The sequence below is a fragment of the Pseudoalteromonas sp. A25 genome (assembly GCF_009176705.1).
GTDB lineage: Bacteria > Pseudomonadota > Gammaproteobacteria > Enterobacterales > Alteromonadaceae > Pseudoalteromonas.
Window position 1 is genome coordinate 248,203 of record NZ_AP021846.1, and the last position, 26,798, is coordinate 275,000.

Below are 26,798 nucleotides of genomic sequence, written 5' to 3' on the forward strand. Positions count from 1 at the left end.
GTCAGGTATTGATCTGGGGCAAAAAGAAGTGAGCCGCATAGTTGCGGCTCATACATTGTTAGAGTTTAAATTGATTCACCGTGCCGTTTAAGGCTTTGGCCAAATCGTTTAAGTCGCGCGCTTCACTGGCTAGCGTTTGAGCATGGTGGGCTGTGCTATTGACCAAGTCATTGATGGTGTTAAGGCTATTGTTAATATCTTCAGCAACCACCGTTTGCTCTTCGGTAGATGTGGCAATTTGATGGCTCTGGTCTTGCACAGTTACTACTGATTCTGCAATTTCTTTTAGAGAGTCTAATACGCCCTGAGTTTGCTCGACGGTGCTTTGTGCTTGATCTTGTCCTTGTTGCATCATGGTTGATGCCTGCTGCGCAATTTGCTGCAGGCGAGAGATCATATTGCGAATATCATCGGTTGATTCTTGTGTTCTACTTGCCAAAGAGCGAACTTCATCTGCAACCACTGCAAAACCCCTGCCTTGTTCACCAGCACGCGCAGCTTCAATTGCGGCATTTAATGCCAGAAGGTTGGTCTGCTCGGCAATACCGTTGATCACGTCGATCACGGCACCAATGTTACTGGTTTCTTGCTCAAGACCAGACACCACTTTAGCTGCCTCTCCAATGTGTGCTGAAAGCTCAACCATAACTTGCTGCGCTTGATTCGAACGAGCTGCACCATCTTGTGTCATTCGCTGAACGGTTTCAGCTGCTTGGTTTGTTTCTTGCGCGTTACGAGATATCTCGGTCACCGTTGCGGCCATTTCGGTTACGGCGGCACTCACGCTGTCTACTTGCTCTTTTTCTTGCTGAATTTCATGGTTAGTGTTGGCTGACACTTCACTTAATTGCGCCGACGCATTACCTAATTGTGAAGCCTGCGCCGCAGTATCGAGCATCATTGCACGTAGCTTATCAATGAAAGTGTTCATATGATGCGCTAACTGACCCACTTCGTCTTGGCTTTTGATGTCTATGCGCTGAGTTAAGTCGCCATCACCCGATGCTATATCGCGCATGATATAGGTTAGCTTAGTGATGGGTTTTGCAATCATATGTGTTGCCCACCAAATCATGGCAACAACGATAGCAAGAATTACGATAACGGAGGTGATAGTGGTCATCACGGCTTGCTCGACAGGCTCTTCAATTAGGCTTACTGGGATCAAAATACCCACATGCCAATCTAGAATCGGTGTATCTAGCTTAACGCTATTGAAAACAACGTAGTAGTCTCTACCCTTAAGGGTGACTTTGGCAGTGCCTGATTGATTACTCTTGATTTTTTTATTGAGCGCGCTAAACCCTTGGGTATTTGCAAAGCGGCTTTCTAATGCCTCTAAACCTTCTTTACCATTTGGACCTTCATCAGTGATTGAAAGGTCATGGCCAGTCTGCTTGGATAGGTGAACAACCTTTAAATCACTATCGAGTAAAAAACCATAGCCTTGTCCGTTAAAGCGGATATCTTCAACCATTGCACTAATGCGGTTAATTTGTAAGTCAACGCCACCAATACCGACTAATTCCCCACGGCTATTGCGAACGGGTTGTTGAACGACGGCAGACACGGCACCGGTATTAATATCAACGGTAGGCGTTCCGACATACAAACCGTTTTTACTCAGGGCGTTTTGCCACCAACTACGCTTATAGGCATAGTAAGGATTACCATCGGCAAATTTTGAAGTACGTTCGTTTTCTTTAAAGTACTCACCGGTTTTAGCGGAGCCAAAAAATGCGGATAATACATTCTCGTCATTGCTGCTAATGCGGATGAAATCTTTGTTGATATTGTCATAACCGTCTAAGGCAGATAGGTTGCTTTCTCTAGTATCGTAACGCTCAAAGAATTCAATCATATGCGGGCTGGTAATAAAGGATTTTACCAATTTGCCATACTGAGCAAAAAACGATTCCATAGAGAGCTTTTCGCTCAGGATGTAGCTTTGAGCTTCTCTTTCGACACCTTGCCTTGAAAGTGTGGCAATGTGATTGACAAAGTAGCTAGACGCAATGATCAGTAGCACAGAGATTGTGCCACCAATAAGTAGGAGGATCTTCTTTCTAAGCGATAAATTTTCAAGCATGATCTATTCTTTTTCTTGGTAATGCGTAAACCCTAATAAAACCATATCTATAACAGCTTTGCTACCGTTTGCGCCAAGCGATGTTAAACAAGTATGGTAGAAAATGGGGTATTTTTCACGCTAGCCGCCCATAAGTCGTAGATAAAAGTGTAGTTACCAGCCAAAGGTATGGATCAGCAGCGAAATATAAGCACAAAAAAACGCCCAACGAGGGGCGCTTTTGATAAAGGAATTTGTGCTTAGTGGCTGTATTTAGCCGCGCGGACCAGCTTGCTTGATAGCGTCTGATACGTCATATTTAGCAAAGTTCTCTTGGAAGTCTGCGGCAAGTTTAGCTGCATATTCTGCGTACTTTGCTTTGTCTTCCCATGTATTAATAGGGTTCAGTAGCTCACTATTAACACCTGGTACAGCAACAGGAACATTGAGGTTTAATGACTCAATATGTGTTGTTTCAACATCGGCAAGCTTACCCGATACGATGGCATCAATAACTGCACGTGTAGTCGGAATATCAAAACGCTTACCAATACCGTAAGGGCCGCCAGTCCAACCTGTGTTAACTAGGTACACTTTTGCGCCAAACTCACGTACGCGCTTCATAAGTAGTTCAGCATAAACACCTGCAGGACGTGGGAAGAAAGGCGCGCCAAAACAGGTTGAGAATGTTGATTCAATGTCAGACGTTGAACCGATTTCAGTTGAGCCTACTTTCGCTGTGTAACCACTTAAGAAGTGATAAGCGGCTGCTTCTTCTGATAACACAGATACCGGTGGTAATACGCCACTTACATCACATGTTAAAAATACAACGGCTTTAGGCTCGCCAGCGCGGTTTTCAACTTTACGTTTTTCAACGTGCTCAAGCGGGTAAGCTGCACGGGTGTTTTGCGTTAAGCTAGTGTCTTTAAAATCAGGTACGCGGTTTTCATCTAAAACCACGTTCTCTAAAATGGTACCGAACTTGATAGCGTTCCAGATCACCGGCTCATTTTTTTGAGATAAGTCGATACATTTTGCGTAACAGCCACCTTCAATGTTAAATACACTGCCAGGTGCCCAGCCATGCTCGTCATCACCAATTAGGAAACGAGTTGGATCTGCTGAAAGCGTTGTTTTACCTGTACCAGATAAACCGAAGAATAAAGCAGTATCGCCTGCTTCACCAACGTTTGCACTACAGTGCATAGGAAGTACACCTTTAGCTGGCAGCAGGAAGTTCTGTACAGAGAACATAGACTTTTTCATTTCGCCCGCATAGTGCATACCAGCAAGCAATACTTTTCTTTCAGCGAAGTTAATGATCACCGTGCCATCGCTGTTTGTGCCATCGCGCTCTGGGTCGCAAACAAATGAAGGTACATTCATTACTTGCCACTGAGGTAAATCTGAGGCGTTGTAACGAACTGGTTCGATAAACATGTTTTTTGCAAAGATATGGTGCCATGCAGTTTCAGTGGTTACCACTACCGGTAGGTAATGTTCAGGATCTGCGCCCACTTCAAGGTGAGAGACGAAGTGGTCTTTACTTTGTACGTGTGCTTCAACACGAGCCCATAATGCATCAAATTTTTCGGCATCGAATGGGCGGTTTACATTGCCCCATTGGATGTCATTTTCAGTGCTTGGCTCTTTTACGATAAAACGGTCACTTGGTGAACGGCCTGTACGACGGCCAGTTTTAGCAACGAAAGCTCCATTTGCGGCTAAAGTGCCTTCGCCACGGCTGATGGCGTGTTCGACAAGTTCGGCTGCAGTTAAATCGACAAAACGAGTAGCGCTTGAAGTCATGTTATTACCTAAATGTGAGATTGAACGGGATAGCTCTGAAGTTCTGACTAACTTTAAGCTGAATTTATATTACCAGATGGTTTTGAGATATTCGAGCTTTTGCAGGCCCTAAAAAGGCATAAAAGTGTCAAAAAACTTAAATAATTTCAATGATACCGGTGTCATAAAAGTTGCTGATTTTTTGATACCGGTGTCATTTTTTAAGAACAAAAAAGCCGTCATTTTGACGGCTTGATAATGGAAACGCATAATAAGGCTAATTTAGTTAAAAATTGCTTTTACTTCGTCTTCATTAAAGGTGTAGTTTTTTAGGCAATAGTGACAGCTAATATTAATCTCGCCTTGTTGTTTGATATCTTCAAGTAACGCTTCTTGACCCACATTGACGAGCGCATTGATTGTTTTCTCTCGGCTGCACCCACAAACAAAGTTGATTTGTTGTGGTTCAAAAAGTTGCGGGTTGTCTTCATGATAAAGACGTGTCAGAACGGTTTGCGCGTCTAGATCAAGCAATTCTTCATCTTTAATGGTATTACTCAATGCTTCTAAGTGCCTAAAGTCTTCAATAGACTTTTCTTTGTCAACGGGCAAAACTTGTAAGAACAAGCCGGATGCTTTTACTCGTTCACCTGTGGTACGAGTTGCAAACCACAAACGCGTTTTTAGTTGCTCAGACTGAGTGAAGTAATCTTCTAAGCAGGCAGCAAGCGAGTCTGATGTTAAAGGCACGATACCTTGATAACGCTCTCCTTTTATAGGGGTAATTGTTATCACCATATAACCTTTACCCATTAACTCAGGAATTGAGTCGCCAGTGATCTCACCTTGTAATCTTGCTACACCGCGCATGTTCTGCTCGTGGTCGCCATTGATAACAGCATACTTTACTGGACCATCGCCTTGTAATTGCACAGCAATGTCACCTTCAAATTTGAGTGTCGCTGTCAGTAAGCTGGTCGCGACCAATAGCTCGCCAATTAAAGCTTGAACGGCTTGCGGGTAATCGTGCCCAGCAATGATCTCGTTAAAAGTTTGATCGATTTGTACCAGCTCTCCGCGCACATCGAGTTTTTCGAAAATATAGCGGTGTAGTAAATCAGATTGCATTTATTAAATCCTAGCTTGATTTTAATTTGAGTAATTCGCGTCTTTGCTTTTTATCCGGTTTGTTAACAGGATGTGGTGCAAAAAAGCTGTTGTTTTTGCGTGCTATTGCGTTTTGTTCACGTTTTTCAATACTTTGTTCCGATTCAAGGTATGCTTGTTGGGCAATGACAGCGGATTGACGTTTGTCGAGCAGCACCAAAATGGTTACTTCTTTTTCGTCAAACCCTTGAGCTAGCTTAACCTTGGCTCCGACTTCAACACATTTACTGGGTTTACAGCGTTGCCCGTTATAGTGTACTTTACCCCCTTGAATCATTTCCCGAGCGAGTGCTCGAGTCTTGTAAAACCGTGCAGCCCACAGCCATTTATCAAGTCTAACGGCCTCAATTTGCTTGGGTTTTTCGGGGGATTTTTTAGTCACAATTTATTAACCATGAAGAACGTGCAATAATGATGCAAATTTAGCATATTTTCACGGTCAAAAAAAGCATGTGAAACTCTTGCGATCCACTGTGTGGGAAGGGGAGCCATGGGGTGTGACAGTAAACGTAAACTGTCATATTAGTGCGCTTGTTGTATTTTCACCGAAAAGGTACACTTGGTCGCTCAACAGAATAAGAAAAGACGGATATGGAATTACAATTACAACAGTTACAAAAAGCATTGCTTTCTTTGCCTCATGCCAAACTGAGCCGTTTAGTGGTTTATTTGTCTGTTGTTTACATAGCTTATTTATTGTCACAGCTGTTTTGGTTGTTGTGGCCTCAGCCTGTCACTCAGCCGCTACCATCCATGTCATCTGTCTATGCATCTAGTAGCTCAGCGGTGAGTAGCCAAGCAATTATTCAACAACACTTGTTTGGTAATGCACAAAGTAAGCCGGTAGAGCAGCCACAAACCATTGTATCTGATGCGCCACAAACTGCATTAAATGTTCGCCTTACGGGTATAGTCGCAGTAAGCCTTAATGATAGAGCTGGGCTGGCAATTATTGAGTCGCAGGGTCGCCAAGTTACCTATGAGGTACAACAAGCGATTGAAGGAACGCGCGCTAAGCTTGCGCAGGTGTTACCTGATAGAGTTATTTTAGATGTGGGTGGTCGGTTTGAGACGCTTATGTTGGATGGCTTAGAGTATTCAAAGAACGTTGCAATGCCTGTGGCTGCAAAGGCGCCTGAAAAACGTCCCGCTTTGGTGCGAACCACTGTCCCTAGCGAGTTAATCGAGAATAAAGACGCGTTATTAAAAGACCCTGGTAAATTGCTCGATTACATTCGCATTACCCCTTATAGAAGTTCAGGCGAGCTGATGGGTTATCGCTTGAGCCCGGGTAAAGACCCAGCCTTGTTTAACAAAATGGGTTTAAAAAATAATGATTTAGCTGTTGCTATCAACGGTTATCAACTCACGGATATGAAACAGGCCATGGCAGCTATGAGTGAGCTAAAAAACAGCACAGAAGCGACTATTACGGTTGAGCGTGATGGTCAAGTCATGAGCGTGCAATTTAGCCTGTAACGATACTAAATTTGGAGTTTAAAAATAATGGGTAAAAAGCTACACCTCACAAAAATCAAAAAAGGGTTAGCTAGATATGCAGCTCTGATGTTAGCAGCTGGTTTGTCGCTTTCTGTGTCTGCTGTTGAGTATGCTGCCAACTTCAAAGGCACTGACATTAATGAATTCATTAATATTGTCGGTAAAAACCTGAATAAAACCATCATCATCGACCCTAATGTACGGGGCAATATTAATGTTCGTAGTTATGAGTTGATGGATGAATCTCTGTATTATCAATTCTTCTTAAATGTTCTAGAAGTGTATGGTTATTCAGTAACTGAAATGGACAGTGGTGTACTCAAGGTCGTACGTAGCTCCGATGGCAAAAAAGGCAATGTGCCTTTGGTTGAAGGAGAAGAAGCGGGTAATGGAGATGTCATGATCACCCGTGTGGTACGCGTTAAAAATGTAAGCGTACAGGAGCTTGGGCCACTTATTCGTCAATTTAGTGACCAAAAAGATGGGGGGCATGTAACCAACTTAAACTCAGCGAACGTGATGATGTTAACTGGTCATGCTGCGTCCGTTAATCGTTTGGTAGATATTATTAAGTCTGTAGATCAGGCTGGTGACAAGCGTGTAGATATCGTAAAGCTTAACCATGCAACGGCAGATGACGTGGTGTCGGTTGTTGAAAGCATTTACAAAGATAGTGGCAAAGGGGCCATTCCTGACTTTCTGATCCCGAAGGTGGTTGCTGATAGCCGCACAAATAGTGTGATTGTAAGTGGTGAGTCGCAAGCACGTAGCCGCGCCACCGATTTAATTAAGCGCTTAGATAATGAACTTGAAAATCAAGGCAATACCAAGGTGTTTTACCTAAACTACGCAAAAGCGGAAGATTTGGTAAAAGTGCTGCAAGGTGTGAGCAAAACTTTGCAAGAAGATGCGCAAGGGGGAGGTAATAAAACCCGCAGCAGCTCGAATAAAAACGAGACCAGTATAGAAGCCCACCCTGACTCTAACTCGCTGGTGATCACCGCTCAACCTGATACGATGCGTTCGCTATCTCAGGTTATCGAAAAGTTAGATATTCGCCGAGCACAGGTATTGGTTGAAGCCATTGTGGTTGAAGTATTCGAAAGTGACGGTATTAACTTTGGCTTGCAGTGGATCTCTGAGCAAGGCGGCATGTTGCAGTTTAATAACGGCAGTACGGTACCCATTGGTTCATTGGCAGTGGCTGCAGAGCAAGCGCGTGATAAAGAAATTAAAAAGAACATAATTGGTTCTGATACTGGTAATGCTACGCCTTATACAGAGACCGTAGAAGGTGATTTAGGCCCACTCGGTCAGTTGCTGGGCGGCGTGAATGGTTTGGCGATGGGTATCATTAAAAATGACTGGGGCGCGATAGTACAAGCCATTTCAACCGATACCAAATCAAACATTCTCGCGACGCCTTCGGTAACCACGATGGATAATGAAGAAGCGTCGATGATTGTGGGTCAAGAAGTACCCATTATTACCGGCTCAACATCGGGCGATAATAACTCGAATCCATTCCAAACCGTCGACCGCCAAGAAGTAGGTATTAAGTTAAAAGTAACGCCACAAATTAATGATGGCTCAGCGGTTCAACTGACCATAGAGCAAGAAGTGTCAAGTGTCAGTGGCGCAACAGCGGTAGATATTTCGGTAAACAAGCGTGCTATCAACACCACCGTGATCGCCGATGATGGTGGCATGGTGATCTTAGGCGGTTTGATTGACGAAGACGTACAAGAAAGTGTTTCGAAAGTACCGCTTTTGGGCGATATTCCGGTATTGGGTCATCTGTTCAAATCTACTGGCACCACAAAACGTAAACGTAACTTATTGGTATTTATTCGTCCGACCATTATCCGCGATAGTCGCAGTATGAATGAGCTAAGCCACTCTAAATATAACTTTATTCGTTCAGAGCAACAGATCCAACAAGATGATGGTATTGATTTAATGCCGTTTGAAGAGACTCCTGTATTGCCAGAGTGGAATGATGCGCTGGTGTTACCGCCAACATATGAAGAGTTTTTAAATAAACAAAACATTAAAGAGCGTAATAATGATGACTGAGAGTAAGGTTGAGGCGGTCACAGAAATGTCTGTGAATGAGTTGTCCGCAGATTTGCCTGCTGAAGTACTCGAACAGTCTGAACACGTTGCGCAATCACCACTTCGTTTACCATTTGGATATGCGCGTCGAGCAGGCATGTTATTGAGCCAGCAGCCAGATGGACTGGTTGTTTACTATCGCGGTGAGCTTGAAATTGAAACCTTGCTGGAAGTTCGCCGCATTGCGGGTGAGGCATTTAAGCTTGAGCATTTAGACGACGACAAATTTGAATTATTACTTGAAGCATCGTACCAACGTGATAGCTCTGAAACTCAGCAGATGATGGAAGACATTGGCAACGAAGTGGACTTGTTTTCATTGGCTGAAGAGTTACCACAAACAGAAGACTTACTTGCAGCAGATGATGATGCACCGATTATAAAGCTTATTAATGCAATGTTGAGCGAAGCCATCAAAGAAGGTGCTTCGGATATTCACATTGAGACATTTGAGCAAGATTTGGTGATCCGTTTTCGTGTCGATGGTGTGCTCAAAGAGGTACTTAAGCCAAACCGCAAGTTAGCCTCTTTATTGGTGTCACGTATTAAAGTTATGGCTAAACTGGACATCGCTGAAAAGCGTATCCCACAAGATGGCCGTATCAGTTTGCGTATCGCTGGGCGTGCGGTTGATGTGCGTGTTTCAACCATGCCATCAAGCTTTGGTGAACGTGTAGTACTGCGTTTATTAGATAAGAATAATGCTCGCTTAAACCTTGAAGACTTGGGTATGACCGAGCGCAACCGAGAGTTGTTTGCAGATATCATTAATAAGCCACATGGTATTATTTTGGTAACTGGACCAACGGGGTCGGGTAAAAGTACGACCTTGTATGCGGGTATGAGTCAAATAAATTCAAAAGACCGCAACATTTTGACTGTTGAAGACCCAATTGAATATGAAATTCCAGGTATTGGTCAAACTCAAGTAAACACCAAGGTAGATATGACCTTCGCTCGAGGCCTGCGTGCCATTCTTCGTCAAGACCCTGATGTGGTTATGGTGGGGGAAATACGAGATCTAGAGACCGGGCAAATAGCCGTTCAAGCGTCTTTAACGGGTCACTTGGTGATGTCAACGCTGCATACTAACACGGCAGCGGGTGCCATAACCCGTATGGAAGATATGGGCGTAGAGCCTTTCTTGCTGTCTTCATCACTATTGGGTGTGTTGTCACAACGCTTAGTAAGAACGCTGTGTCCAAACTGTAAAGAAGCCCATCAAGCAGATGAGCGAGAATGTGAGCTATTAGGGCAATCATTTACTAGTGCGCCGACAATATATAGAGCGATTGGCTGTGAAGAATGTAACTTTAATGGCTACAAAGGGCGGACTGGTATTCATGAGCTGTTGGTGGTTGATGAGACTATTCGTGAACTTATCCACAATGGTAAGGGTGAGCAAGCGGTAGAAAAGTATATTAGAAAGAACAGCCCAAGTATTCGCCAAGATGGCTTAGCTCGTGTGCTTAAAGGTCAAACTACCTTGGAAGAAGTGTTACGTGTAACGCGTGAGGAAGGGTAGTTATGGCAGCGTTTGAGTATCGCGCTTTAGATAAAAAGGGCAAGGAAAAGTCTGGCATTTTAGAGGCTGATACAGCAAAGCAGGTCAGGCAAATGCTGCGTGAAAAGGCCATGATGCCACTTGAGGTATCACCTGCGGCTGAAAGAGATAAGCAACACTCTGGTGGTGGCTTCAAACTATTTCAAGGTTATAAGCCATCAGTGGCCGATCTCGCCTTGATAACGCGTCAACTTGCAACGTTGATCCAATCATCATTACCCGTTGAAGCGGCGGTAATGGCGGTCGCTGAGCAATGCGAAAAGCCACGTTTAAAACGTATGTTGATGTCTGTGCGTTCCAAAGTGGTTGAAGGTTATACGTTAGCTGATGGTATGTCAGAGTTTCCGCATGTTTTTGATAATTTGTATCGCTCTATGGTCGCTGCGGGTGAAAAGTCGGGCCATTTAGATCAAGTGTTAAATCGTTTGGCTGATTACACTGAGCAGCGCCAGCATATGCGCAGTCAAATTACTCAGGCGATGGTTTACCCCACTATTTTGGTTATTTTTGCCATCGCGATTGTCTCTGTATTACTTGGGACAGTTGTACCAAAAATTTTGAAAACCTTCGAGAAATCTAACCAAGTACTGCCGTGGACTACTGAGTGGGTGATGGCGGCGAGTAATTTTGTTCAGGATTATTGGCTTGCGAGCCTAGTGGTGATAACCGGCAGCATCATAATGATGAAGCGTGCATTACAGCAACCTAAAGTGCGCTTTTGGTTTGATAGCAAGCTGTTAGTGATGCCGGGTATTGGCAAGGTCAGTCGCGGCATTAATACAGCGCGTTTTGCACGTACCTTGAGTATTTTATCCTCGAGTTCAGTTCCGCTTCTAGAAGGAATGAAAATTTCTGGCCAGGTACTCGAAAATGAAAAAATTAAAGCGGCGGTGGCAGAGGCGGCAACACGCGTGAGTGAAGGGGCGAGTTTGCGAGCAGCATTGCAGCAAACCAAGCTATTCCCGCCTATGATGCTGCATATGATCGCCAGCGGTGAAAAGTCGGGTGAGCTTGAGCAAATGCTAGAACGCGCCGCAAATAACCAAGATAGAGAGTTTGAAAGCATGGTGAGCGTGTCACTTAAGCTTTTGGAGCCTGCGATGATAGCCAGTATGGCCGTGATCGTGTTGTTCATTGTAATGGCTATCTTACAACCAATTATGGCTATGAACAAAGCGGTTGGTTTGTAGTCAAAAATAACGCATATGCATGTAATTCACATGCTGCATTAAGTATTAACTTTGAGGGAAAATATCGTGAAGAAACAATCAGGTTTTTCATTATTAGAAGTAATGGTGGTATTGGTGATCATCGGTATGATCATGTCTATCGTTGCACCAAACATTATGGGTTCACAAGAAGAAGCTGCGATTGATAAAGCACATCTGGATATTCAGCAGCTTGAAGACGCAATGAATATGTACAAGTTAAAGAACAAAGCGTTTCCAACAACAGAGCAAGGCTTAGAAGCGCTTGTGACACAAACGACAATAGATCCAGTACCAAAGCGTTTTCCTGATGGTGGATTTATCTCTAAATTACCAGAAGACCCTTGGGGCAACCCTTATCAACTAGTTAGCCCAGGTGAAATGGGTAAAATTGACATCTTCTCAATGGGCCCAGACGGCGAAGTTGGCACTGAAGATGATATTGGTAACTGGGACGAAGAGAAGTAGCGAATCATTTTATATGAGCAACATGTCACCTGAGCTGAGCACAGTAAAAACACAGCACGGATTTAGCTTAATTGAGATCCTTGTTGTGATTGTCATCATTGCATTTGCCACCAAAATGGTGACTTATAGCTTTGGCGGTGACATGGAAGAAGAGCTAGAAAAAAAGGCACTGCGTACGCACAGTGTCTTAAATATGGCCTCTGAGTTTGCTGTGCTAAATCAGGTTGAGCTAGGTTTACATTTAGATAAGAACACACTTGAGCTACTGGTTTTTGATGGTGATAAGTGGACGACTCTTGAGTCAGAAGAATTGTATAAACCCATCGAGTTTAGTGAGCACTACCGCGTTGAGTTGAAAATAGAAGACTTGGCCTGGGCGCAAGATAACTTGCTAGAGCAGGCAAATTGGCGAGAGCTGATGGGGACAAGTGATGATGAAAGTTTATTAGAACTGAAAAAGCTTAAAGTCCCTCAAGTGCTTATATTATCTTCTGGAGAAGTGAGCGCATTTCAGCTGACAATTGAATTGGCTGAGCAAAGCGAGCCTGTCTATTTCATTGAAGGTGAGTTTATGGCGCCCGTTAATTTGCGTATGGAGCCTGAGGCATGATGCGTACCAGTCGTGGTTTTACATTATTGGAAGTGATGGTTGCGATGAGCATTTGTGCGATGGCAGGCATTGCTGCCATGCAAGCCACAGGGGAGCATATAACCCATATTTCAACACTTGAAGATCAAACCTATGCTTCATGGGTGGCCGAAAACCGCCTTGTTGAGATGCGCGCTAGTGGCGACAAGTGGTCGGGTACCAATGGCCAAAAGGGCGAAGAAGAGCTCGCTGAAAGAACATGGTACTGGCAACAAAAAGTCACAGCAACGGCGGATCCAAGCTTTGTTAAAGTGACTGTCGAAGTGTTTAGTGATGAAGCTCTCAAACATTCAGTTTACGATTTAACGACGTTTATGCTAAAGGACAAGTCGTAATGCGTCAGCGTGGCTTTACTTTATTAGAGGTGATGGTTGCGCTGGGGATTCTAGCGTTTGTGGTGATGTCTACCCATCAAATTTTGGACTCTACACTCAAAGCCAAAGAAGCGTCAGAGTCGACCATTGCTGAACTTGAAGCCTTGCAGACAACCTTTCGGTTAATGGACCAAGATTTTAGCCAGATGACTAAGCGCGAAGTGCGTAACGAAGCCGGAGATGTTAATCCAACTTACGTGTTACATGGTCGCTATGAATTACAAAGCCAATTTGATGGTATTGCCTTTGTTCGTGATGGCTGGACAAATCCGATTAGTTTATTACCGCGTTCCGAGTTGCAAGCGGTTGGTTATCGAGTGGTTGATGATAATTTGGAGCGCATATACCGGATTTATGTGGACGAACTTGATGGTGCAGAGCCAAAAGCGCAAGTCGTAATTGAAGACATTGAAGAACTCAAATTTGAATTTATGGATGATAAGCAACAGTGGCAAGAGGACTGGAAAAAGAAAGCGTTGCCTGTCGCTGTTGCGGTAACGTTGCAAGTTAAAGGGGCTGCGCCTATTCGTCGTTTGTTTTTAACCCCTGGCGATGGCAAAGAGCAGCAAGCGCAAAGTGGCGACGGGCAATCTCGCAATGGCAATGCCAATAGTCGCAGTGGCGATACCCAAAATGGACGTTCAGATTTTAGGGGCCGTCAATGAGAAAAGCACAACGCGGTGCGGCGCTTATCATCGTATTATTTATCGTCGCATTAGCAGCAACGATCGCAGCCGAAATGGCGGCTAATTTAATGGTGCAAGTACAACGGGCGCAAAATATTCAAACTCATCAACAAGCTAAATGGTATAGCTATGGTGCTGAAGAGCTTGTTAAAAAGGTACTGTTAGAGAGTAAAAAAGACGAGCCAGAAAAAGTACACCTTGGTCAGCCTTGGGCATTGAGTGATGTGCCATACCCTGTCGATCATGGCACGTTAAGCGGTGAGGTAACCGACTTACAGGCGTGCTTAAATTTGAATGCCTTAAGAGCGCCAAAAAAGCAGGGAAGTAGTGTCAGTGATACGAATCCTGCGCATAAGGCTTTGTTATCTCTTTTAAATAATATTGAAGATTTACCCGTGGAAGAAAGCGAAGAGGCGTTAGCTGATAGTGTCTATGACTGGCTTGATGAAGACAGTATCACCTTTCGCTCTGGCGCAGAAGAAGATGAATATATGTCTAGAACGATGCCGTACTTAAGTGCGAATAATTTAATGGCGTCGGAGTCTGAGCTTAGGGTAATAAAAGGGTTTAACCCCTTGGTGATGGAGAAACTGTTACCGTATGTGTGTGTTATTCCAGGTAACACCGAACTCAAAGTGAATGTAAATACTATCAAATCAGAACAAGCTTTATTGTTAAGTGGTTTGTTAGATGGATTGAGTGCCTCAGGTGCGGAAGCGGTTATCGCTTCTCGGCCTGAAAAAGGGTTTGATAGCGTCGAGGACTTCTTCGTTGAAGCCAGAGATCAAGGCGCTAAAGTTGATAAGCAAAGCAATGAATTATTTACCGTAGATAGTAATTATTTTAAGTTACGCGCAAAAGCGCTATTTGATGATAGACGCTTTTCAATGACCTCAATTATTCAAATAAATCAAGGTCAAGCAACCATACTGGCGCGAAAATTTGGAGGCGTACAGTGACAGAGAAATTAGTGATCCGAGTGGGTCAGTCACACCAAAACCCGATTCATTGGCTGATATACTCATCCTCGGATGAACAGATCATTGCCAGTGGCGAATTAGATAATGCAGAGCAACTAGCACAACTTTCAGACAAGGCGGTGAGCCGAGATGTTAGTTTGTTATTGAGTGCTTCGCAAGTACAGTTAAAGCGTGTGCCGTTGCCGACAAAGTGGAATCGAAAGCTAGAGCAAGCTTTACCATTTATGCTCGAAGAACAAATCGCCTGTGACGTTGATGAACTATTTATTGCTATAGGGCAACCCACATTAGATGGTGAGCAGCACTGTATCGATGTTGCAATATGCAATAAGCAATGGCTGAAGGACTGGTTAAGCGTATTTAACGAGCTTGATATAGAGCTGACGCGCGTTGTGCCGGATGCGCTGTTATTACCAGAACAACAAGATAATGGGTTATCAATGATAGAGCTCGGACAGCAGTGGTTATGCCGTTTGGGACAGTGGCATATTAGTGCCATTGAAAAAAGCTGGGGTGCTGATTATTTATATGCACTACAACCAAGTAAAATTGTTCATTACAGCCCTGCTGAGGGAATACCTGACGTTGCCCCAAAAGAAGCAAAAGAGAGCGAATATGAATTGCCACTGGCATTATTTGCAAAGCACTTAAATAGTACTTCTTTTAACTTACGCCAAGGTGTGTTCGCTGCTAAGAAAAAGCAACCACAATGGTGGCGAGACTGGCGAAGTGGATTACTTGCAGCAAGCATTACCATAGGGTGTTTTGTCATCGTCAAAGGGGCCCAATTGGTGATGCTACAAACACAAGCTGATGAACTCAAAGCACAAGCCGTGGCTACTTACCAGCAGGCGTTCCCTGGAAAGGTTGTGCGACCTCATTTGTTGAAAAAGCAAATTGAGGGGGAGCTTGCAGGGCTCGGTAATACTGAACATGGTGGCTTTTTGGAGTTAACAAATCATTTAGTTGCCGTGTATGGAGAGGTTGAAGATTTTACGCCAGAGACATTGCGTTACGATCGCCGTAGAAATGAATTAAGAATTCGTGCACGCGCTAGTGGTTTCCAAGTATTTGGTCAAGTAAAAGCTGTCTTGGAACAGCGCGGATTAACGGTACAACAAGGGTCGCTTAATAATGACGGAGATGTTGTTATTGGTGAAATCCGATTGCGAGGTGATTCATGAAAGAACAAGCGATAAAGTACTGGCAATCACTTAAAGAGCAAGAGCAAAAGTTATTGATTGTAGCTGCCATTGTATTTGTTATTTTTTCGTTAGTTATGGGTGTATTTAAGCCACTGAATGCAGCGGTAGAAAAAGCCCAAAAGGATAAACAGCGTAACCAAGAGCTTGTAGCTTGGGTTAATAATAGCGTTACAAAACTTAAAAGCGGCGCGTCTACACGTCAAACCACCACTACCAGTAATTTGTCTGTACTTGTAAACCGCACACGTGGTCAATACCAAGTGAATATCAGCAAAATGCAGCCAAGTGATAATGCTTTAAGGTTAACGATTGACTCTGTTGAGTTTAATAAACTGGTCGCATGGCTCGATGAGTTAACGAACAAACATGGTGTGAAAATAGATAGTTTAGATTTAGCGCAAGATAGTATGCCAGGATACGTGCGTGTTAGTCGTTTGCTGTTAGAGAATTGATATGAAAAAAACAATTAGCTTAGTCGTCATTTTTGTCGTTGCTTTTGGCTTGTTTACGGCTTACAACATGCCAGCTTCAGTGGCCCTTCAACTGGTTGGTAAACAATTGCCGCCAAGTTTACAGATAGGTGCTGTGAGTGGCACTCTCTGGCAAGGGCAGGTTAGTGAAGTTAGGGTGAGCAATGTGCAACTTAACAATGTCCGCTGGAGCATTGAAGCCCCGGCATTATTGTTAGGTGATATGCATGGTCATGTCCGCTTTGGTAATGTCAGAGATAAATCAGATATCTCGGGTCGAGGAGAGTTTACTGTTGGTTTGATGAACCAAAGTGTTTCGCTATCTGACGCTTCTGTACGTTTTAGTGTCGAACAAGCCATGTCTCAAGTAACACTGCCATTACCCGTTAAAGCAAAAGGAAGGGTGTTACTGGATATTGATGACTATCAAAGCGGTGCGCCATACTGTGAAGGGCTAAAAGGAGAGATCCGAAGCCCTGGGATCACGGTTGAAGGGCTCACTGGTTGGTTTGATATCGGTCAACTTGGTGGTGAGTTAAGTTGTAAGTCTGGCGATATTGCAGTGTTAGTTGACCCTGATAACCGTTTGGGATTGCAAGCAGATGCCATCCTAGCTGATAATTTTCAGTTCCGTGTCGCTGGCAATATTAAGCCTGAAGCTTCGTTACCAAAAGAAGTGCATGATGCTGTTAAGTTTTTGGGCCGACCTGACAGCGATGGCCGCTATCCGGTGAATCTGTAAATAAGTTATGTTTGAATTTAATTTTACTCCTGAACATCGTCAGTTATTAGCTGATTATGTTGCGCACAGACAAGGCGCTATGCCTCTTAGCATGGTGCAAGGTTATTTATTTGCAGCTATCTGCGGCCCGGATGCGGTTGAAGTCGAGCCGTGGCTTGCTGATGTGTCGTGTAATGATCAGGCAATCGATGAGTCAGTTGTGTTTGCCTACATGGCATTACACCATCAAATCACGGAGCAAGTGTTTTCTGGCACGTATCAATTGCCATGGTTGAATGAGACTGACTATGGGGCTCGCCACCTTTGGAGTAAAGGATTTTTAACAGGCGTTGAAACTTATTTTGAGTCGTTTCAATCTTCTAGCAGGGTAACTGGCGAGCTCAAAGAAGCGTTACAGATGGCAACAGAGCAGCTGGCATTTTTCTCTTTAGAGCATAGCCAAATCGTGCAATTTTGTACGCATCAGCAATGTAATGAACGCGACTTTATCAACCAACAAACTCAGCTGGCACAAGAGTTTGCTCAGGGGTATGCTCAACTTATAGAGACTGTCGCTTTGCAAAGTGGTTTATATGACGATGAGCAAGGCTTTTAAGCGATTTCTAATTCAATTTGAGTACAGCCCCGCTCGCAACACACTTGCCCCTTTTGCGCTGCATCGACTGCTAAGTTGAGCTTCAATGGCTGCTGGCATGTTTCACATAAGATAGTCTGTCCTGCACTAAGCTTTTTAAGTAGCTGTTTTTGCTGGTTGAATGATGCTGCTCGTTGTTTATTGAATTGGCTAAAGTCCATTATAGGGTTCCCGTTCTTTGCATCGCGCGCTCTAAAATGTCGCAAATATTTTCTAATTTGTCAGTGAAAAAATACAAACTCATTTCTCGTTCCACACAGTATTGTTGGTAGAACTTTTTCATCACGAAATCATTTGCAAGCTCTTCATCGAGATGCGCAGCTTGTTTGTCGGTTAATGGGATCTGCTGTTCTATACTAGTACGAGCGCGTGTTGCCGCTGATGGTCGCTGCACTTTTGTCGACTCACTGAGTATTGCAATGCTGGTTTCAAGCAACTGCTGTCTTGGTTGTTTGATCATCTCAATATCCGTTGTGAATAACGCAACGATTAACAACGCAAAAATTAAAAATTTTTTCATAATAACGGTAACTTTGATCTCGATAAGGCTATGCCGCTTGAAGTGTAATAAAATAGCATGAGAAAAAGCAAGTTAAGATATTGCATGTGCATTCGTGCAAAAATAAAACAACAGCTTGTTTTATGGCGTAATATTGCTAGCTATTGTATCAATCAACCAGCAAGCTTGCGTATAATATCCGTATTCACGTTAAGGTTACTGTAGCAAGTAACAGTCGATCATGGCGGCCTAAGGAGCTTCGATGGACAAGCAGATAAAAGTCAAAAATATCCCTTCAGAGGTAAAAATCCAAAAACCGGATAATTTGCAGCCGGATAGGTTTAACCCAAGAAACCGTATTTATGTGCGTGCAGTGCAGGGGCTACATCAATTGCTGCGAAAGCGTATTGGGTTTGTGGGAATGTTAGCTTTTATGCTGTTACCTTGGCTAAGTTTTAATGGCCAGCAAGCGGTGCTGTTTGACTTGTTTGAGCAAAAATTCAATATATTTGGCTTGACCTTATTACCACAAGACTTGACGATTTTAGCTTTTATTTTAATGATCGCGGCCTTTGCATTGTTTTTAGTTACCACATTTTATGGCCGTGTATGGTGCGGTTATACTTGTCCGCAAACCGTCTGGACATTTATATTTATCTGGTTTGAAGAAAAATTTGAAGGAACTGCGAATCAGCGTAAAAAGCTCGATCAACGAAACATGGATTTTGACAAGTTTTGGCGCAAAACAGCCAAACACGGTAGTTGGATGATGTTTTCGTTATACACTGCTTTCACTTTTGTCGGTTATTTTACGCCAATACGTGAGTTGCTGCCGGATGTCTTAACTTTTTCAGCCAGTGGCTATGCCACAATTAGCATTCTGGTTTTTGCGATATGTACATACGGAAATGCTGGGTGGATGCGCGAGATCATGTGTTTACATATATGCCCTTATTCACGTTTTCAGTCTGCGATGTTTGATAAGGATACCTTTACAGTCAGCTACGATGCGGCGCGAGGAGAATCTAGAGGTCCTCGCTCTCGTAAGCAAGACCCTAAAGAGCTTGGTTTAGGTGATTGTATTGACTGCAACTTGTGTGTTCAGGTATGTCCTACCGGCATTGATATCCGCAACGGCTTGCAATATGAATGTATTAACTGTGGCGCTTGTATCGATGCTTGTGATGGCGTGATGGATAAAATGAACTATCCAAGAGGCCTTATCTCTTATACAACAGAACGTAATTTAGAAGCGTCGGCTGAAAAGACTAAACCAGTGCGTGGCAAATTAGTGGGCTATGTGTGTATCTTGCTTGTGTTATCGGGAGCACTTGTTGCTAATATCGTGATGCGTAAACCAATGGAGCTGGATATCATTCGTGATAGAAATCAGCTGTATCGGGTAAACTTTGAAGGATTAGTGGAAAATACTTATACCTTAAAAGTTATTAATAAAGCACAAGCGACTCGCTCTTATAACATTGATGTTGTGGGGTTGAATAATTTTAAGTTCTTAGGCAAGCAGCAAATTACGGTCGAAGCAGGACGCTCGTTAGATGTACCACTGTCAATAGTGATTGACCCATATGACTTGAAAAAACCAGTCACTGAGTTTGAGTTTGTAATTTATCCTGTGGATAAGCCTGATAGTCGCGTAGCGCAGCAGACAAACTTTTTTAAAGGAAAATAGTCCAGTACACTAGGGCGACTGATAAGAGCGGGGAAACCCGCTTTTTTTATAACTAGAGAGAATTATGAGCGAATTTAGCTTTGCAAACCTAACCCCTGATTTCATTTTAGATGCTATTGAGAGCGTGGGCGTATATCCCGAGTCAGGATTATTGGCGCTAAACAGCTATGAAAACAGGGTGTATCAGTTTAAAGCTGATGATAATCGCCGCTATGTCGCTAAATTCTATCGGCCACATCGTTGGAGTGACGAGCAAATTTTAGAAGAGCATCAGTTTGCATTTAGTCTGCAAGATGCTGAGGTGCCAGTGGTTGCGCCAATCGTGCGTGATGGTGACAGTCTGTTTCACTATCAAGGTTATCGCTTTGCGCTGTTTCCAAGCGTCGGTGGGCGCCAATTTGAGATGGACAACTTGGATAGTTTAGAAATACTAGGTCGTTACATTGGTCGTATGCACAGTGTTGCTGGTACGCAGCAATTTCAACACCGCCCTAGTATTAATTGCCAAGATTATCTATACAATGCAAGGGATGCTTTACTTAATAGCCAATTGCTTCCAATGCATTTGGAAACTTCTTTTGTTACCATTCTTGATCATTTAATTGACAAAACACAGCAACAATATCATCAAGTTGAGCAGATCCGTTTGCATGGAGACTGTCATGCTGGCAATATTCTCTGGGCTGGTGATAGTTTAATGTTGGTTGACTTAGATGACTGTCGACAAGGCCCGATGATCCAAGACTTATGGATGATGCTAAATGGTGACCAGCAAGAACAGATAATACAACTCGATACGTTATTGTCGGGTTATGAAGAGTTTAACGCGTTTGATCAGCGTCAGTTAAGTTTAATTGAACCGCTGCGTGCTATGCGTATGGTGCATTATATGGGGTGGATTGCCACTCGTTGGCAAGATCCTGCTTTTCCACGGAACTTTTCGTGGTTTGCAACTGACAAATACTGGGAACAACAGATTTTGGCACTAAAAGAGCAGTTTGCCACGTTACATGAACCTGCGCTGAGATTAATTCCATAAAAATTGAGAGATATCCATGTTTAAAACAATAAAACAATCCCTTTTGCTACTGTTTATACCCATGTTGGCATTTGCGGTAAATGCTGCAGACTTTGCTGATGGTAAGCATTATCAAACCATCGATAATAAAAAAAGTGACACCCCAAAAGTCACTGAGTTTTTCTCGTTCTACTGCCCTCATTGTTATCAATTTGAACCCGTTGCTTTAGCGCTTGAACAAAACTTGCCTAAAGGTGCCACATTTGAAAAAAGCCATGTGAACTTTTTGGGTGGGTTACCTGCACAAGTGCAGAGCAACCTTAGCTATGCGTATATCATCGCGCAGCAATTTGGCAAGGAAAAGCAAGTAGCAGCGCAAATATTTGAGAGTATTCATCAGAAGAAGGTGAATTTTTCAGATATTAAAGATGTGAAAAAACTATTGGAACTAAACGGTATCAGTGAAAAAGAGTTTGATCAAAGCATGAGTAGTATGTTGGTGATTGCGGCAGAGAAAAAGATGCAGGATCAGCAAGAACTATTTGGAAAGCTTGGCGCTCTGAGCGGAGTTCCTACATTTATTGTAAGCGACAAGTACAAGATCAATATGAAGGAGCTGAAAAGCCAAGCTGAATTAGAGTCATTAGTAAAATACTTGCTAGAGAAATAAGGATTGGAGAAAGATATGTTGAAGTTCATTAAAGCAGCTGCGGTGGCGATGATGTTGCCTATGTTAGCAAATGCAGCTCAGTTTGAAGAAGGTGTGCACTACGAGGTAGTAGCTGAGCGAGGCACCAAAAAGCCAGAAGTAACCGAGTACTTTTCATTTTACTGCCCGGCTTGTAATGCATTTGAACCGCTCATTGCTGAGTTTAAACCAAAATTAGACAAAGACGTAAAATTCAAAAAGAGTCATGTAAACTTTGTGGGTCCTCGCGATCCAGAAATACAAGAGTTAATGGCGAACGCATTAGCAACCGCTGCGGTATTACCACAAAAAGATGCTGTTGTTTCAGCGCTGTTTTCTCATATTCACGCAAAGCGTGGAAAAATAAATGAGCTTGCTGATATTAAAGATATTTTTGTTTCGCAGGGCGTTGATGCGACTAAATTTGATAAGTTGTATAAAAGTTTTGCCGTACGTACAAAAGCGTCTCGTATGACTCGTATGCAAGAGCAACTGCAAGAAAAAGGTGCACTGACTGGTGTTCCAATGTTTATCGTTAATGGTAAATACAAGCTACTATTACGTGAATCTAAAACCACAACACCTGAGCAGATCAGCGCTTTGATCAACTATTTAGCTGCTAAGTAATAGTGACTGAGTGTGTAACATTAAAAAGCCTCTTAACGAGGCTTTTTGCTATTTAAAATAAACGAACTAAACGACCGCTATTTTCTAGGCCGTAATATAGACCTGCAGCACCACTTAATAATCCTAAGACTAATCCTGCTAAGCCAATAACATGAGATTTGACACCAAACTTGGCATTTTTTGAAAACAGCGCTTGGTGCACATTGTACTGGCCTAAAGATAAAAATATCGCCAATAAAAGATAGGCAATTGCTGGCATAAACCAACCCTCGGTATATGTATATCCTATTGCCATCACCAACGTACAAATAATGATACCAAGGGAGTTAAGTTTACCCGATTGCTTAATGCTATTTTTTGTTTTGTTATCGCGACATAGTGATGCTACGCAATGAGTATTCATTATGTTGGCCAATAGTGCTGCGAGGCCGCCAATAAAAGCGCCCGAAAATATCAATGACACTTTCCCTACGCTACCAGAGAGTAGTTTTGAACCAGCTGCACTAGCTGCACTAGCTGCACTAGCTGTCGTTGATGTCGTAAGGCTCGTTAAGCTAATAATACTCACCGGTGCGGATGAAAGTAAAATTTGGCCATAGCGCGCTAACACTTGTTCCTTAAGTAGTTCACGAGCACGTTGAAGGCGTTTTCGTACATTGCTATCGGATAGCCCAAGCAATGTCGCAACTGCTTTGCTATCTTGTGCTTCACGATAAAACAGTATAACTATTTCTCTGCTTTCATCTGGCAAATTGCTAATGAGTGCGTGCACAATGTCACGTTGCTCAGACTTAAGCAGATTAATTTCCTGAATATGCTGCTGTGTACTGAGAGTCTCAAGGCACGCTTGTAGCCGCTCTTCATTAAAAACGATATGGCTTTTGTTATCACGTAAGAAGTTTATTGCGGTATGCCGAGTGATCTGCCTTATCCATGGTAAAAAGCTATGATTATTTTTGAGCTTTGCTAAGTCTTGCCAAGCCTTTAAAAAGACCTGCTGACTGACATCTTGAGTGGCATCTCTATCTTTGGTAATTGCCAATGCGATACTGTCGACTGTGCTAGTGGTAACTGCGACTAATTTGTTAAATGCGTTTATATCCCCTTGTCGGGCTTTTAGCACATTATTTTCAAGTTGTTGCTCGAAACTTGATATATTCATAACTGTTCCTCACTTAGGTTCGTTGCTAGTTTGCGTGACTCTCTGTGCTGTGTCTATACGTTTAGAGTCTGACCATTTGAGTGCTATGAAGTGGTGAAAGGTTGTTTGGTTCATCCGTTTTATTCCTTTTTAATTAAAGCGCCTTACAAAGGCACAGGTAAAACGGAGTTTGTGACAATATTTTTGAGTTTTTTTAAGAATATGCCCCAATCACAGAGGTTAGGGCAGGTACCAGATCTTATTTGCGCTGTAAAAATACACCGGACTCAACATGGTGGGTGTAAGGGAATTGATCAAAAATCGCAATGCGTGACACTGTGTGCGTCTCGCAAAGTAGTTCTAGATCACGTTCTAATGTGTCTGGATTACAAGAGATATAAATAATATTGTCGTAGTTGGCAACCAGTCTGCAAGTCAGTTCATCCATTCCTGCACGTGGCGGGTCAACCAAAATGGTTTGGCAGTGATAATCTTGCAGATTTATACCATTAAGCCTTGAAAAAGAACGCTCTCCCTTCATGGCTTGCGTAAATTCTTCACTAGACATACGAATGATATCTAGATTTTCAACTTTATTGGCCGCAATATTATATTGCGCTGAATGTACCGACGATTTTGATATTTCTGTTGCTAGAACTTTATTGAAACTGTCCGCAAGTGCGATAGAAAAATTACCATTACCGCAGTAAAGCTCCAACAAATCATTTTTCAGCGGCGCGCATATCGACTGAGCCCAAGCAAGCATTTTCTCATTTACTTTTGCGTTAGGCTGAGTGAAGCTGTTTTCGACTTGTTGATAAATGAGCGTTTGATCATTGACGTTTAGTTTCTCAGTGACAAAGTCATCGCCAAAAACAACTTTTTGTTTTCTTGCTCTACCAATAAAGTCAATCTTATAAGTTTTTTGTAGCTCTTGACGCAATTGCTGCATGGCACTTTGCCAATGCTCATCAAGTGGTTTGTGGTACAAAAGGCTAACTAAGATTTCGCCACTTAGTGTCGATAGGTAATCTATTTGAAAGAGTTTTCTGCGAAGCACTTCATTATGACGCAGTTTATCCATCATCACTTGCATCATTTCTTGGATCAGTGGTGCTGCAGGGTCAAATTGATCTACGCGTATTTTTTGTTTGGTTTGTTGATCAAACATAATGTGAAAAAGATCATCACCTTCATGCCAAACTCTAAACTCTGCGCGCTGTCTATACTGCGTTTTAGGTGAGTCATACACTTCCAGTTCTGGTGCATTAAACTTTGCGAATTGCTCGCTGATGCGTTGTTGTTTTTCTGCGAGCTGTTGCTCGTAGACAGAAGTATCGATCAGAATGACAGCCATAATTACAAGTACCTTACAAAACCAGAGGCGCTATTGTAGGGAGCATTGCGAATTTGTCCAGTTTATCGCATAAAAATTGTTTCTTTTTTATACTAAACACTACAGCTTAGTTGATTTTGGTCGATAACAAGGAACGTATGGTTGTGCTTTACGCAGAGTGACCGTGATATTTGGAGCCATGTTATGAAGATAGGACAATTACATCAATTGCTTAACCCAGCAATGACAAACAAAGCAAACAAACCTCATACGTTTGTGCCTAGTATTAAATTGAATTCAGATAGCTACTTTGGAGACAAAAATAAACTGGCTGCAATGGTATTAGATGACAAACTCGCCCAAGCATTGGGTATAGAGAAAAAGGCAGAAAAAGAAAAACCACTATTTGATTTTGATGCGATAACCAAAAATGTCTTAGATTTTGTTACTGCAGCGGTTAAACGCGCAAAAGCGGATGGCAAAGACGACGATGTTTTAAAAGATATGCTTGGAGCTGCACGCAAGGGCGTACAAATGGGTATAGATGAAGCAACGGAAGAGCTCAAAGGTGTTAATGCGTTTAATGAAGAAATAGAGCAAGGGATTGAGAAGGCAAAAGAAGGGATTTTTAATGGCTTAGATGATTTTGAGGAATCTCTGTTTAGTCCGAAATCACAATCAATGCAAATATCACAAGCACAGTACGCAAGTTTATCTAATCAGGCCGAGTATAGTTTTACCACCGCAGAAGGGGACGAAGTTAAGATAAGCTTTAGTGATGTTCGCTCGGAGTCACAGGCAGCGGCTTACAGCCAAAAAGGGAACGATTATGGACTTGCTGTTGGGCAACAAAGTAACCATGAAGTGAGCTTTTCAATATCCGTCAATGGCGAGTTAAACCTGCAAGAGCAACAGGCTATTAATGAAATGATGAAAGATGTCCGTAATGTCAGTGATTCATTTTTCTCTGGTGCGTATGATGATGCACTCGATAAAGCAAAATCACTCAATATTGACAGTGATCAGATCACTAACTTTACGATGGACTTACGTCAATCAAAAACCACTGCGGCGATTAGCCAATACCAGCAATCAAACCCATTGAAAGATATTGAAAAAGAGCTTCAACCGCTTGATAAGCAATTAGAGAATGTGCACGATCAAGGCAAGAAATTAGGAATCGAACAGCAACTGCCAGATATTCTAGCTTGGCTTAATGAAGGACAAGCACGCTTGAATGAATTTCTAGATTATGCAAAAGGCTTCTTTGAGCAGTTAAATGCGCGTGAGCAACAGAAGAAGTAATTTATTTTTAAGATGTGTCATGGCAAACTGCTACGGATTGTATAGATTGGAGTTGTTGTAGTTTGCCACACATTTTGGTTTTTGATTCGGGCGTTGGTGGTACAAGTGTCTTAGAGCATATTAAATTATTAGTGCCGACGGCTGAATATAGTTATGTGATGGATAATGCACTGCTTCCTTATGGCTTGCAATCAGAGCAAACAATCCAAGCGCGTTTGGCTTGTCTAGTCAAACGTGCTAACCAGCTAAGTGTTCCTGTTGATTTGATTGTTATTGCATGTAATACGGCTTCGACACATGCTTTGGCAACAACGCGAGAATTGACAGACATTCCAATCGTAGGGGTCGTACCAGCAATAAAGCCTGCGGTTTTGAGCAGTCAAAAAAAACATATCGCGTTGTTGGCTACACCTGCAACCTCCAGTAACGCGTATACACAATCTTTAATTAGAGAATATGCAAAAGATTGCCAAGTAGACTTACATCAATCCACAAAACTGGTTTCACTGGCCGAACAGCTCTATTGGCAAGGCTCGTTTGATGTAGGTCAGTTACACGATGAGTTAGCGTTGATCGATATTAGTGAAAAAGTAGACCGCATTGTACTTGGTTGCACGCACTTCCCGATACTTAAAGCACAGCTGAGCCAATATTATGGTCATAGTGTAGAGTTAATAGATTCTGGTGCTGCAATCGCTAAGCGCGTCAAATTTTTGCTTAGTAATAAACTAGAAGTGTTAGAAGGGACCAATAAAAAGCCGTTACAATTCTATGCAACGGCTCCTGATAACCTGGTTTTTAACAGTCAGATTGAACTACAAGCAATGTCTCTTAACTGTTAGCTTCTTCTTCATTATCGAATTGCTTTTGCTT

At 42.7% G+C, this 26,798-nt stretch carries 28 protein-coding genes (1 of these 28 running past the window's edge); 19 read left to right on the top strand and 9 right to left on the bottom strand.

Features of this window, described 5'->3' with window-relative positions:
* Positions 1-58: 58 nt before the first annotated feature.
* The 4 genes from GDK41_RS01165 to hslR form a co-directional block, all read right to left on the bottom strand.
* The gene (locus tag GDK41_RS01165) at positions 59-2,089 is read right to left on the bottom strand and encodes a methyl-accepting chemotaxis protein (RefSeq protein ID WP_152084691.1); all 2,031 of its coding nucleotides are present in this window, start codon (positions 2,087-2,089) and stop codon (positions 59-61) included.
* 252 nt (positions 2,090-2,341) lie between these two features.
* Positions 2,342-3,880, bottom strand: coding sequence for a phosphoenolpyruvate carboxykinase (locus GDK41_RS01170; protein WP_152084692.1), 1,539 nt, complete (start codon positions 3,878-3,880; stop codon positions 2,342-2,344).
* 261 nt (positions 3,881-4,141) lie between these two features.
* Positions 4,142-4,987: an Hsp33 family molecular chaperone HslO gene (gene hslO / locus GDK41_RS01175; protein WP_152084693.1), complete on the bottom strand. Its 846-nt coding sequence runs from the start codon at positions 4,985-4,987 to the stop codon at positions 4,142-4,144.
* Positions 4,988-4,997: 10 nt separating this feature from the next.
* Positions 4,998-5,408: a ribosome-associated heat shock protein Hsp15 gene (hslR, locus tag GDK41_RS01180; protein WP_152084694.1), complete on the bottom strand. Its 411-nt coding sequence runs from the start codon at positions 5,406-5,408 to the stop codon at positions 4,998-5,000.
* 209 nt (positions 5,409-5,617) lie between these two features.
* Here hslR and gspC point away from each other — a divergent pair, with 209 nt between their 5' ends.
* The 13 genes from gspC to GDK41_RS01245 all read left to right on the top strand — a co-directional run bounded on the left by gspC (position 5,618) and on the right by GDK41_RS01245 (position 17,582).
* On the top strand, positions 5,618-6,505 hold the full coding sequence (gspC, locus tag GDK41_RS01185) for a type II secretion system protein GspC (RefSeq protein ID WP_152084695.1): 888 nt from the start codon (positions 5,618-5,620) through the stop codon (positions 6,503-6,505).
* A 27-nt stretch (positions 6,506-6,532) separates the two neighbouring features.
* Positions 6,533-8,602, top strand: a complete 2,070-nt coding sequence (gspD, locus tag GDK41_RS01190) for a type II secretion system secretin GspD (protein ID WP_152084696.1) — start codon at positions 6,533-6,535, stop codon at positions 8,600-8,602.
* 136 nt (positions 8,603-8,738) lie between these two features.
* Positions 8,739-10,166, top strand: a complete 1,428-nt coding sequence (gspE, locus tag GDK41_RS01195) for a type II secretion system ATPase GspE (RefSeq protein WP_442960203.1) — start codon at positions 8,739-8,741, stop codon at positions 10,164-10,166.
* Between the two features lie 2 nt (positions 10,167-10,168).
* Positions 10,169-11,395, top strand: a complete 1,227-nt coding sequence (gene gspF / locus GDK41_RS01200) for a type II secretion system inner membrane protein GspF (RefSeq protein WP_152084697.1) — start codon at positions 10,169-10,171, stop codon at positions 11,393-11,395.
* Between the two features lie 66 nt (positions 11,396-11,461).
* Entirely contained in the window at positions 11,462-11,881 is a 420-nt protein-coding gene (gene gspG / locus GDK41_RS01205; RefSeq protein ID WP_152084698.1) for a type II secretion system major pseudopilin GspG, read from the top strand.
* Between the two features lie 22 nt (positions 11,882-11,903).
* Positions 11,904-12,491: a prepilin-type N-terminal cleavage/methylation domain-containing protein gene (locus tag GDK41_RS01210; RefSeq protein ID WP_152087475.1), complete on the top strand. Its 588-nt coding sequence runs from the start codon at positions 11,904-11,906 to the stop codon at positions 12,489-12,491.
* Positions 12,491-12,865: a type II secretion system minor pseudopilin GspI gene (gene gspI, locus GDK41_RS01215; RefSeq protein WP_152087476.1), complete on the top strand. Its 375-nt coding sequence runs from the start codon at positions 12,491-12,493 to the stop codon at positions 12,863-12,865. The genes GDK41_RS01210 and gspI overlap by 1 nt, the downstream gene beginning before the upstream one ends.
* The gene (gene gspJ / locus GDK41_RS01220) at positions 12,865-13,569 is read left to right on the top strand and encodes a type II secretion system minor pseudopilin GspJ (protein WP_152084699.1); all 705 of its coding nucleotides are present in this window, start codon (positions 12,865-12,867) and stop codon (positions 13,567-13,569) included. Before gspI ends, gspJ begins: the two co-directional genes overlap by 1 nt.
* Positions 13,566-14,549 (top strand): type II secretion system minor pseudopilin GspK, encoded by a 984-nt coding sequence (gene gspK, locus GDK41_RS01225; RefSeq protein ID WP_152084700.1) that lies wholly within the window; start codon positions 13,566-13,568, stop codon positions 14,547-14,549. Before gspJ ends, gspK begins: the two co-directional genes overlap by 4 nt.
* A complete protein-coding gene (gene gspL / locus GDK41_RS01230) occupies positions 14,546-15,754 on the top strand; it encodes a type II secretion system protein GspL (protein WP_152084701.1) in 1,209 nt (402 codons plus the stop codon). The genes gspK and gspL overlap by 4 nt, the downstream gene beginning before the upstream one ends.
* Positions 15,751-16,227, top strand: a complete 477-nt coding sequence (gspM, locus tag GDK41_RS01235) for a type II secretion system protein GspM (RefSeq protein ID WP_152084702.1) — start codon at positions 15,751-15,753, stop codon at positions 16,225-16,227. Before gspL ends, gspM begins: the two co-directional genes overlap by 4 nt.
* A 1-nt stretch (position 16,228) precedes the next feature.
* Positions 16,229-16,987, top strand: coding sequence for a type II secretion system protein N (locus GDK41_RS01240; protein WP_152084703.1), 759 nt, complete (start codon positions 16,229-16,231; stop codon positions 16,985-16,987).
* Between the two features lie 7 nt (positions 16,988-16,994).
* On the top strand, positions 16,995-17,582 hold the full coding sequence (locus GDK41_RS01245) for a UPF0149 family protein (RefSeq protein ID WP_152084704.1): 588 nt from the start codon (positions 16,995-16,997) through the stop codon (positions 17,580-17,582).
* On the opposite strand, the gene GDK41_RS01250 is transcribed toward GDK41_RS01245, so the two are convergent.
* Positions 17,579-17,782, bottom strand: coding sequence for a hypothetical protein (locus GDK41_RS01250; protein ID WP_152084705.1), 204 nt, complete (start codon positions 17,780-17,782; stop codon positions 17,579-17,581). The genes GDK41_RS01245 and GDK41_RS01250 overlap by 4 nt on opposite strands.
* Positions 17,782-18,141, bottom strand: a complete 360-nt coding sequence (locus tag GDK41_RS01255) for a hypothetical protein (protein WP_152084706.1) — start codon at positions 18,139-18,141, stop codon at positions 17,782-17,784. Before GDK41_RS01255 ends, GDK41_RS01250 begins: the two co-directional genes overlap by 1 nt.
* A 241-nt stretch (positions 18,142-18,382) precedes the next feature.
* Between GDK41_RS01255 and ccoG the strand changes: the two genes are divergently transcribed.
* The 4 genes from ccoG (at position 18,383) to GDK41_RS01275 (ending at position 22,143) form a co-directional block, all read left to right on the top strand.
* Entirely contained in the window at positions 18,383-19,810 is a 1,428-nt protein-coding gene (gene ccoG / locus GDK41_RS01260; protein ID WP_152084707.1) for a cytochrome c oxidase accessory protein CcoG, read from the top strand.
* Positions 19,811-19,874: 64 nt separating this feature from the next.
* Positions 19,875-20,849, top strand: coding sequence for a serine/threonine protein kinase (locus GDK41_RS01265; RefSeq protein WP_152084708.1), 975 nt, complete (start codon positions 19,875-19,877; stop codon positions 20,847-20,849).
* A gap of 16 nt (positions 20,850-20,865) precedes the next feature.
* Positions 20,866-21,498, top strand: a complete 633-nt coding sequence (locus tag GDK41_RS01270; RefSeq protein WP_152084709.1) for a thiol:disulfide interchange protein DsbA/DsbL — start codon at positions 20,866-20,868, stop codon at positions 21,496-21,498.
* A 15-nt stretch (positions 21,499-21,513) separates the two neighbouring features.
* On the top strand, positions 21,514-22,143 hold the full coding sequence (locus GDK41_RS01275; protein ID WP_152084710.1) for a thiol:disulfide interchange protein DsbA/DsbL: 630 nt from the start codon (positions 21,514-21,516) through the stop codon (positions 22,141-22,143).
* A 52-nt stretch (positions 22,144-22,195) separates the two neighbouring features.
* Here the strand turns inward: GDK41_RS01275 and GDK41_RS01280 are convergent, their stop codons facing one another.
* Both GDK41_RS01280 and trmA read right to left on the bottom strand, forming a co-directional pair.
* Positions 22,196-23,305 (bottom strand): RNA polymerase sigma factor, encoded by a 1,110-nt coding sequence (locus tag GDK41_RS01280; RefSeq protein WP_152084711.1) that lies wholly within the window; start codon positions 23,303-23,305, stop codon positions 22,196-22,198.
* Positions 23,306-23,543: 238 nt separating this feature from the next.
* Entirely contained in the window at positions 23,544-24,641 is a 1,098-nt protein-coding gene (trmA, locus tag GDK41_RS01285) for a tRNA (uridine(54)-C5)-methyltransferase TrmA (protein WP_152084712.1), read from the bottom strand.
* Positions 24,642-24,824: 183 nt separating this feature from the next.
* Between trmA and GDK41_RS01290 the strand changes: the two genes are divergently transcribed.
* Together GDK41_RS01290 and murI are read left to right on the top strand one after the other, a co-directional pair.
* Positions 24,825-25,925, top strand: a complete 1,101-nt coding sequence (locus tag GDK41_RS01290) for a DUF5610 domain-containing protein (RefSeq protein ID WP_152084713.1) — start codon at positions 24,825-24,827, stop codon at positions 25,923-25,925.
* A gap of 62 nt (positions 25,926-25,987) precedes the next feature.
* Positions 25,988-26,767 carry a glutamate racemase gene (murI, locus tag GDK41_RS01295; RefSeq protein WP_152084714.1) on the top strand — a complete coding sequence of 260 codons (780 nt, stop codon included), beginning with the start codon at positions 25,988-25,990 and terminating at the stop codon, positions 26,765-26,767.
* Here the strand turns inward: murI and GDK41_RS01300 are convergent.
* Positions 26,757-26,798, bottom strand: partial view of an RNA recognition motif domain-containing protein gene (locus GDK41_RS01300; protein ID WP_152084715.1) — the end only. It continues 426 nt past the right edge of the window; 42 of the gene's 468 nt are visible here — the last part of the coding sequence; the start codon falls outside the window, past its right edge — the gene reads right to left on this strand; its stop codon occupies positions 26,757-26,759. The two genes, murI and GDK41_RS01300, sit on opposite strands and share 11 nt — an antisense overlap.

What these genes read in the sequence shown, in the direction of transcription:
- GDK41_RS01245 (WP_152084704.1), top strand. Translation starts at nt 16,995, where the DNA reads ATGTTTGAATTTAATTTTACTCCTGAACATCGTCAGTTATTAGCTGAT.
- GDK41_RS01250 (WP_152084705.1), bottom strand. Translation starts at nt 17,782, where the DNA reads ATGGACTTTAGCCAATTCAATAAACAACGAGCAGCATCATTCAACCAG.
- GDK41_RS01165 (WP_152084691.1), bottom strand. Translation starts at nt 2,089, where the DNA reads ATGCTTGAAAATTTATCGCTTAGAAAGAAGATCCTCCTACTTATTGGT.
- trmA (WP_152084712.1), bottom strand. Translation starts at nt 24,641, where the DNA reads ATGGCTGTCATTCTGATCGATACTTCTGTCTACGAGCAACAGCTCGCA.
- gspF (WP_152084697.1), top strand. Translation starts at nt 10,169, where the DNA reads ATGGCAGCGTTTGAGTATCGCGCTTTAGATAAAAAGGGCAAGGAAAAG.
- GDK41_RS01270 (WP_152084709.1), top strand. Translation starts at nt 20,866, where the DNA reads ATGTTTAAAACAATAAAACAATCCCTTTTGCTACTGTTTATACCCATG.
- gspK (WP_152084700.1), top strand. Translation starts at nt 13,566, where the DNA reads ATGAGAAAAGCACAACGCGGTGCGGCGCTTATCATCGTATTATTTATC.
- GDK41_RS01275 (WP_152084710.1), top strand. Translation starts at nt 21,514, where the DNA reads ATGTTGAAGTTCATTAAAGCAGCTGCGGTGGCGATGATGTTGCCTATG.
- gspC (WP_152084695.1), top strand. Translation starts at nt 5,618, where the DNA reads ATGGAATTACAATTACAACAGTTACAAAAAGCATTGCTTTCTTTGCCT.
- GDK41_RS01240 (WP_152084703.1), top strand. Translation starts at nt 16,229, where the DNA reads ATGAAAAAAACAATTAGCTTAGTCGTCATTTTTGTCGTTGCTTTTGGC.
- GDK41_RS01255 (WP_152084706.1), bottom strand. Translation starts at nt 18,141, where the DNA reads ATGAAAAAATTTTTAATTTTTGCGTTGTTAATCGTTGCGTTATTCACA.
- GDK41_RS01265 (WP_152084708.1), top strand. Translation starts at nt 19,875, where the DNA reads ATGAGCGAATTTAGCTTTGCAAACCTAACCCCTGATTTCATTTTAGAT.
- gspE (WP_442960203.1), top strand. Translation starts at nt 8,739, where the DNA reads ATGTTATTGAGCCAGCAGCCAGATGGACTGGTTGTTTACTATCGCGGT.
- gspD (WP_152084696.1), top strand. Translation starts at nt 6,533, where the DNA reads ATGGGTAAAAAGCTACACCTCACAAAAATCAAAAAAGGGTTAGCTAGA.
- gspI (WP_152087476.1), top strand. Translation starts at nt 12,491, where the DNA reads ATGCGTACCAGTCGTGGTTTTACATTATTGGAAGTGATGGTTGCGATG.
- hslO (WP_152084693.1), bottom strand. Translation starts at nt 4,987, where the DNA reads ATGCAATCTGATTTACTACACCGCTATATTTTCGAAAAACTCGATGTG.
- GDK41_RS01170 (WP_152084692.1), bottom strand. Translation starts at nt 3,880, where the DNA reads ATGACTTCAAGCGCTACTCGTTTTGTCGATTTAACTGCAGCCGAACTT.
- gspJ (WP_152084699.1), top strand. Translation starts at nt 12,865, where the DNA reads ATGCGTCAGCGTGGCTTTACTTTATTAGAGGTGATGGTTGCGCTGGGG.
- GDK41_RS01210 (WP_152087475.1), top strand. Translation starts at nt 11,904, where the DNA reads ATGTCACCTGAGCTGAGCACAGTAAAAACACAGCACGGATTTAGCTTA.
- GDK41_RS01290 (WP_152084713.1), top strand. Translation starts at nt 24,825, where the DNA reads ATGAAGATAGGACAATTACATCAATTGCTTAACCCAGCAATGACAAAC.
- GDK41_RS01280 (WP_152084711.1), bottom strand. Translation starts at nt 23,305, where the DNA reads ATGAATATATCAAGTTTCGAGCAACAACTTGAAAATAATGTGCTAAAA.
- gspM (WP_152084702.1), top strand. Translation starts at nt 15,751, where the DNA reads ATGAAAGAACAAGCGATAAAGTACTGGCAATCACTTAAAGAGCAAGAG.
- ccoG (WP_152084707.1), top strand. Translation starts at nt 18,383, where the DNA reads ATGGACAAGCAGATAAAAGTCAAAAATATCCCTTCAGAGGTAAAAATC.